The following is a 6,474-nucleotide window of genomic DNA, read 5'->3' as shown; positions in this document are numbered from 1 at the left end:
CAACGACTGCGGCGGGCCCTCGGGCGTTCCGTACGGGCGCCAGGAGGCCCGTGGGCGGTTTCAGGAGTGCCGCAGCTCCGGCGGCGGGGTGCGCTTGGCGTCCATGTCGTCCACCCGCACCAGGCTCCCCCAGACGGCCATCCGGTAGCGCGAGGTGTACACCGGCGTGCAGGTGGTCAGGGTGATGTAGCGGCCGGGGCCCTCGTAGCCGGAGCGGACCGGGACGGGCGCCACGATGCCGGTGTCGTACTTGGACGTCTCCGCCAGGGTGCTGTCGACCTTGTAGACGTACCACTTGTCCCGGGTCTCGACCACGACCGCGTCGCCCCGGTGGACGGCATCCAGGTCGTGGAACTTGGCGCCGTGGCCGTCCCGGTGGGCGGCCAGCGCGAAGTTGCCCTGCTGGTCCCACGGCATCGCGGCCCGGTACGGCTGCTCGTAGACACCCGCGACGCCGTCGTCCAGGACCTCGGTGGAGGTGCCCATCCGGATCAGCACCTGGTAGTCCCGGCCCATCGCCGGGACGTGCAGGAAGCCGACGTCGTCCCCGGCCGCGAACTGCTTCGGCGCGGTCCCGGGCTCGGTGCCGGGGGCGCCGGGAGCACCGGCCGCGCCGGGGGCCGGGGCGGCGCCGGGCGTCGCCGCGGGGCCGGGGTGCGGGCCCGCGGCCCAGCTGCCGCGCAGCCGGTCGGCGGCCGCCGAGGCCGAGCGGTCCGCCTGCACGTTGGTCCACCAGAGCGAGTAGGCCACGAACAGGCCGAGCACCAGGCCGAGGGTGATCAGCAGCTCGCCGAAGACCCCGAGCGCGGCCAGCGCCCGGCTCCGGCCCCGCCCGGCCCCCGGCTCGGGCGGGGCGAAGGCCTCCTGCGCCGGTTCGGCCGATCGCGCGGTCTCGTCCTGCATCTGCGGTGCTCCCCCTCCGGGCCGGGCGGCCGGGCGGCTACCCGCCCGTGATCGCGGCCGGCTTGCCCTGGGCACGCGGCCGTTCCTCGATCATCTTGCCAAAGACGATGAGGCGGAACTTGGAGGTGAACTCCGGCGTGCAGGTGGTCAGGGTGATGTAGCGGCCCGGACCGGCGTACCCCGCGCCGTTCGGCACCGGCTTGATCACGCTCACGTTGTTGGGGGAGGTCTCCGGGATGCCCCCGGTGACCTCGTAGGTGTAGTAGCCGGCGGCGGTCTCCACCACGATCTTGTCGCCCTTGCCGAGCTGGTTGATGTACCGGAACGGCTCGCCGTGGGTGTTGCGGTGGGCGGCCAGCGCGAAGTTGCCCGCCTTGTCGCCCGGCATCCCGGTTCCCGTGTAGTGGCCGACCAGGCCGTTGTCGAGCACCGCCGACTTGGAGGTGCCCTCGGCGATCGGGAACTTCAGCCCCAGCTTGGGCAGGTGGATGATGGCGAAGCCCTTGCCGGGCTCGAACACCTCGGGCTTGTCCGGCGCCGGGGCCGGCTGCCCCGGCTGGACGGGCGCGACGGCCGCGTTGAACTGCTGCTCCAGCTGGTTGCGGGCCCCGTCGGCGGCCGCGTCGGCCTGCACGTTGGTCCACCAGAGCTGGTACGCGACGAAGAGCAGCATCACCACGCCGAGCGTGATGCACAGCTCGCCGATGCCCCGGGCGGCCACCACGAACACGGACTCCCTGGGGCGCACCCGCCCGGCGCCGCGGCCGTTCGACCGGCGCCGGCCGCTGCCGGAGCGCAGCGAGGTGCGGCCCTGGGCGGCGCGGCGGCGCTCGGCCCGGCCGCCGGTGGGGGCCGGTTCGGCGGCCGGCGCGCCGAGGTCCAGGGGCAGCCGCAGCTGGAGGGTCTGGTCGGGCAGCCAGGGGTACTCGGGCCCGTCCACGAGGGGCTCCTGCGCCTGCTCGTACACGCCCCAGGCGTCCTCGGGCACGGTCTGCACCGGGATCCCCTGCCGGTACGGCGCGCCGCCGATGCCGTCGTCCTGGCCCGGGTACCGGGGCCCGCCGTACTGCTGCACGGTGCCGTACGGGTCCGCCTCCGGCTGGAAACGCCCCTCCGGACGCAGCGAGGTCACGCCGGTCAGCCCCGGCCGATCACCGGGGCGAGCCCGGCCGACCGGTCGACCGCCTGCGGGAAGCCGCACTCCGCGAGCCAGTTGGCGAGCATCCGGTGCCCGCCCTCGGTGAGCACCGACTCGGGGTGGAACTGCACGCCCTCGACCGGCAGTTCACGATGCCTGAGGCCCATGATCACGCCGCTCCCGGTGCGCGCGGTGACCACCAGTTCGGCCGGCACGGTGGCCGGCTCGACCGCGAGCGAGTGGTAGCGGGTCGCGGTCAGCGGCGAGGGCAGGCCCGCGAAGACCCCGCCGTCCTCGTGCTCGACCGGCGAGGTCTTGCCGTGCAGCAGCTCGGGCGCCCGGCCGACCACGGCGCCGTACGCGGCCGCGATCGACTGGAGGCCCAGGCAGACGCCGAACACCGGCAGCCCGATCCGCGCGCAGTGGTGCACCATCTCGATGCAGACCCCGGCCTCCTCCGGGGCGCCGGGCCCCGGGGAGAGCAGCACCCCGTCGAAGCCCTCGTCGCCGGAGCGGCGGACGGCGTGCTCGACGGTCACCTCGTCGTTGCGCACCACCTCGCAGGTGGCGCCGAGCTGGTACAGGTACTGGACCAGGTTGAAGACGAAGCTGTCGTAGTTGTCCACCACCAGGATGCGGGGCGGAGTGGTCGGCCGGGTCGTCATGCGCGCGTGGTCTCCGTGGGGTGCGGTGCGGGAAGGGAGTGCCGGGCCCGCCGGCTCAGCCGGTCGCGGCGCCGTCGCCGCCGTCCACTGTGACGTCGCCGAAGGGGAGCAGCGGTTCCGCCCACGGGAAGACGTAGGTGAAGAGGAGGTAGACGATCCCCAGCACGAGGAGCAGCGAAATGACGGCCCGGACCAGGGTGTTCCCCGGGAGGTGACGCCAGATCCAGCCGTACATGGTGCTCCCTCGACGTAGCGGACTGGGTTAAAGAGTAGACCCGCCGTGCGCGCCCGCGGGGCCGGTCCGCTACTGCTGGCCGCCCGCCGAACGCAGCTCGGTGGTACCGGAGTAGCCGGGCAGGCTCAGCTCGCCGCTCTCCTGGACCTTCCAGCCCAGCCCGTACGCCTGGACGTACTGGAGGTAGTTGCGGACCGTCGGGTCCGCCTCGACGGCCGAGCGCAGGGCGTCGGTCCGCCCGACCGCCTTGACCACGTACGGCGGGGAGTAGACCCGGCCCTGGAGCAGCAGGGTGTTGCCGACGCAGCGGACGGCGCTGGTGGAGATCAGCCGCTGGTCCATCACCTGCACCCCTTCGGCGCCGCCCCGCCACAGCGCGTTGACGACGGCCTGGATGTCCTGCTGGTGGATGACCAGGTCGTTGACGCCGGGCTCGGGCACCCCCGGGATGCGCGCGGTGGCGTTCGGCGGGGCGTCGTTGAGGGTGACGGTCAGGCCGCCGCCCTGGAGCGGCTCCAGGGCCGCGCCGGAGCGCAGACCGCCCAGCTGCGCGGCGTTGGCGGGGTCGTGGCCCTGCTGCTCGGTGAGCTGCTGGGCGCGGGCCTGGAGGTCGGCGAGCTGGGACTGCGCCTGCTGGTTCTGGGCGCTGCGCTGGCGGACCACGTCGCCGAGGCTGAGCAGCGAGTTGTCGGTCCGCAGGTCGGTGCCGCGGGCGGTCTGCGCGCTGATGTAGAAGAGCAGCCCGGCGAGCGCGAAGACGGCGCAGGTCAGGGCACGTCCGACAATTCGGGTGCCGGAACGGCGGGTACGGGCCGGCTCAGGGGGAATCGACAAATTAGTCACCGTACCCTTATCTCCTCAAGACCCGCCGAGCCACTACGCTAACGGACGCCGGTGGCATGTGGCGGAGCGGTCCCCAGGACGTTCTCCACAGCCGACCGCGGCCGATTCCACCCGCTGCACCCTGCGCGGTCTCACAGCGCATCGACAGGAGAGCTCCTCGTGCCGAAGTCTCGACTCCGCAAGAAGTCCGACTACACCCCGCCGACCACGGCCGCGGTGAAGATCAGTTCGGGCCGTGGTTGGGTCGCGCCGCTGATGCTCGCGCTGTTCCTGATCGGCCTGGTGTGGATCGTCACCTACTACGTGACCAGCGGCACCTACCCGGTCGAGAGCTGGCGCAACTGGAACATCCTGGTCGGCTTCGGCTTCATCGCCGCCGGCTTCGGCGTCTCCACCCAGTGGAAGTGACGGTCCACCCGTCCTGAGGCTCGGCTTCGAGCCGTTTCCCGCCGCTCCGGATCGCTCGTCCCGGGGCGGCGGTCAGGCGTGTCCGGAGCCGGGCGGGAGCCGCAGCGGAATCCGGTCGGTTATCCCCACCATCGGACTGTCCGGCTTATCCACATGGTTATCCACACTGGGGAAAAGTCCCCCCAGCCTGTGGATAACTTTCCCGGGCGGGCCCGTCCACAGCCGTGCGGAACTCCCCGGGAGCGAGGGAACCGCACAGCAGGACACGCGTAGAACAGCAGTCCACAACCGGGTGGTCGCACAGCCTGTGCACAACCCCGCACCCGCTGTGGACAAACGTCCGAGGGGTCAGGCCCCGTAGAGGGCCATCCCGGCCAGCAGCATCCCCGCCTCGACCGCCACCGCGCCCGCGACCGTCAGCCCCTGCACCAGGCCGCGGCGCTCGCGCGGGGCGTACATCAGGCCGACCGCCGTCAGCGAGCCGAGCAGCAGGCCGCCGACGTGCGCCCGCCAGTCGACGCCCGGGCGGGAGAAGGTGACGACCAGGTTGAAGACCAGGAACGCCATCGCCGGGCCGAGCGGCCCCTTGTTCCGCAGCTGCAGCACGATCGTGGCGCCGATCAGCCCGAAGACCGCCCCGGAGGCGCCCACCGAGTTCATCCAGCCGCCGGCCACCAGGAAGGCGAAGGTGCTGCCGCCCAGGCCGGAGACCAGGTAGAGGGCCAGGAAGCGGAGCCGGCCGAGCGCCTCCTCCAGCGACGGGCCGAGCCAGAACAGCACCAGCATGTTCATCCCGACGTGCCACCACTCCAGGTGCAGGAAGGTGGCGGTCAGCAGCCGGTACCACTGGTCCGGGCCGTCGGCGATGCCCGCCGGGCCGCCGAGGATGTCCCGCCCGGCGCTGAACAGCGACCAGGTCTGGCCCAGCCGCGGGGTGAGCACGAAGGCGGCCAGCACCCAGACCACGATGTTGAGCCCGATCAGCACCCGGGTGACCAGCCCGCCGTCGGCGGCCAGGGCCCCGCCGAACCGGGTGGTCGCCTGCCGCGACCCGGCGTGGCCGTTGCCGACGCACTCCGGGCACTGGAAGCCCACCGAGGCGGTCACCATGCACTGCGGGCAGATCGGCCGCTCGCAGCGGGTGCAGGAGACCCCGGTGGGGGTCTGCGGGTGCCGGTAGCAGCCGGGCGGTCCGGCCTCCGGGGACCGGTCGACCGACGGCCTCGGCTCGTCCGGGAGCATCAGCGGGTCCCCTTCCCGTACACGACCTCCGAAACCGCCAGCCTACTGCCGCACCCCGCCCCCGGACCGGCTCCCCACAGCCGAACCCGTCTTTCTCCGCCCCGCCGGGGCCCTGCCCTCACGCCTCCCCCGTCCCGCCCGCCCCGGCAGGGGCCCCGCGTACGGCCCACCCCGACATGCCTCCGGACAAATCAGCATGCATGATCAGCATTCAGGTGGATATGTGCATAAAGGACACCACCCAGGAGGAGAGACTCGTGAGCTTTTCGGATTCGGCCCGTGAGACGGCCACCAGGACCCGGGACACCGCCGCACAGTTCGCGGACGGCGCCAAGCAGCGCCTCGGCCCCGCCTTGGACGCCTTCGGTCCGAAGGCCGCGCAGGCCGCCCACCACCTCCGCGGCCAGTACGACCGGCACCTCGCCCCCCAGTTCGGCTCGGCCTTCGCCAACCTGCCGCCGGAGGCCCAGCAGAGCACCCTGAAGGCCCTCCACCGGGCCCAGGAGGCCGCCCTGGCGGCCCGCCTGTCCGCCGCCCGGGCTGCGGACCAGGCGCGTGCCACCGTCGGCCCCAGGGTCGCCCAGGCGGTCGAGGAGGCCCGCGCCACCGTCGGCCCGGTCGCCCACGAGGCCCAGGCCCGCGGCGCGGCCGCGCTGACCGCCCTCCAGGGCAACGTCAGCTCGGCCGAGATCAGCGAACTGGCCGCCCGGAACGCCAGGAAGGAGCAGTGCAACCGCCTGGCCACCGGCCTCGCCGTGGCCGGCCTGCTGGCGATCGGCGGCGGCATCGTGGCCTGGCAGTGGTGGCGCCGGCACAGCAACCCGGAGTGGCTGGTCGAGCCCCCGGCCCCGCAGGAGCCCCGGCCGGCCGGCGCGCACGCCGCCTCCGCGCCGGTGAACGGCTCCGGCCCGGAGGCCGTCGCCGAGTCGACGGACGGGTCCCCGAGCACCGGGAAGGACGGCCCCGCCGCCGAGGACGACCCCGGGTCGCGCTGACCGTACGGGCGAACGCCCGGAAACGCCGATCGGCCGCCGACCAGG

8 protein-coding genes are annotated in these 6,474 nt (G+C 73.4%); 2 read left to right on the top strand and 6 right to left on the bottom strand.

Annotated elements, in window-relative coordinates; translation table 11 throughout:
- Nucleotides 1–60 precede the first annotated feature (60 nt).
- The 5 genes from ACFU6K_RS27785 to ACFU6K_RS27765 form a co-directional block, all read right to left on the bottom strand.
- On the bottom strand, nucleotides 61–903 hold the full coding sequence (locus ACFU6K_RS27785) for a class E sortase (protein WP_380667490.1): 843 nt from the start codon (nucleotides 901–903) through the stop codon (nucleotides 61–63).
- Between the two features lie 37 nt (nucleotides 904–940).
- On the bottom strand, nucleotides 941–2,035 hold the full coding sequence (locus tag ACFU6K_RS27780; protein ID WP_380667488.1) for a class E sortase: 1,095 nt from the start codon (nucleotides 2,033–2,035) through the stop codon (nucleotides 941–943).
- Nucleotides 2,036–2,040: 5 nt separating this feature from the next.
- Nucleotides 2,041–2,706, bottom strand: coding sequence for an aminodeoxychorismate/anthranilate synthase component II (locus ACFU6K_RS27775; RefSeq protein WP_380667486.1), 666 nt, complete (start codon nucleotides 2,704–2,706; stop codon nucleotides 2,041–2,043).
- A 55-nt stretch (nucleotides 2,707–2,761) separates the two neighbouring features.
- On the bottom strand, nucleotides 2,762–2,941 hold the full coding sequence (locus ACFU6K_RS27770) for a hypothetical protein (protein ID WP_049656795.1): 180 nt from the start codon (nucleotides 2,939–2,941) through the stop codon (nucleotides 2,762–2,764).
- Between the two features lie 69 nt (nucleotides 2,942–3,010).
- Nucleotides 3,011–3,775 (bottom strand): DUF881 domain-containing protein, encoded by a 765-nt coding sequence (locus tag ACFU6K_RS27765; protein ID WP_380667484.1) that lies wholly within the window; start codon nucleotides 3,773–3,775, stop codon nucleotides 3,011–3,013.
- A 168-nt stretch (nucleotides 3,776–3,943) separates the two neighbouring features.
- Here ACFU6K_RS27765 and crgA point away from each other — a divergent pair, with 168 nt between their 5' ends.
- The gene (gene crgA, locus ACFU6K_RS27760; protein ID WP_049656797.1) at nucleotides 3,944–4,192 is read left to right on the top strand and encodes a cell division protein CrgA; all 249 of its coding nucleotides are present in this window, start codon (nucleotides 3,944–3,946) and stop codon (nucleotides 4,190–4,192) included.
- 348 nt (nucleotides 4,193–4,540) lie between these two features.
- On the opposite strand, the gene ACFU6K_RS27755 is transcribed toward crgA, so the two are convergent.
- Nucleotides 4,541–5,434, bottom strand: a complete 894-nt coding sequence (locus ACFU6K_RS27755) for a rhomboid family intramembrane serine protease (RefSeq protein WP_380667483.1) — start codon at nucleotides 5,432–5,434, stop codon at nucleotides 4,541–4,543.
- Between the two features lie 257 nt (nucleotides 5,435–5,691).
- Between ACFU6K_RS27755 and ACFU6K_RS27750 the strand changes: the two genes are divergently transcribed.
- On the top strand, nucleotides 5,692–6,429 hold the full coding sequence (locus ACFU6K_RS27750) for a DUF5324 family protein (RefSeq protein WP_380667482.1): 738 nt from the start codon (nucleotides 5,692–5,694) through the stop codon (nucleotides 6,427–6,429).
- Nucleotides 6,430–6,474 lie beyond the last annotated feature (45 nt).

The sequence above is a fragment of the Kitasatospora sp. NPDC057512 genome (genome assembly GCF_042802135.1).
Classification (GTDB): domain Bacteria; phylum Actinomycetota; class Actinomycetes; order Streptomycetales; family Streptomycetaceae; genus Kitasatospora.
Note: the sequence above shows the minus strand (reverse complement) of the source record. Positions and strands in the feature narration are given on the sequence as shown.

Coding starts and splice junctions, on each gene's coding strand:
- ACFU6K_RS27770 (WP_049656795.1), bottom strand. CDS start 2,941: ATGTACGGCTGGATCTGGCGTCACCTCCCGGGGAACACCCTGGTCCGG.
- ACFU6K_RS27785 (WP_380667490.1), bottom strand. CDS start 903: ATGCAGGACGAGACCGCGCGATCGGCCGAACCGGCGCAGGAGGCCTTC.
- ACFU6K_RS27775 (WP_380667486.1), bottom strand. CDS start 2,706: ATGACGACCCGGCCGACCACTCCGCCCCGCATCCTGGTGGTGGACAAC.
- ACFU6K_RS27755 (WP_380667483.1), bottom strand. CDS start 5,434: ATGCTCCCGGACGAGCCGAGGCCGTCGGTCGACCGGTCCCCGGAGGCC.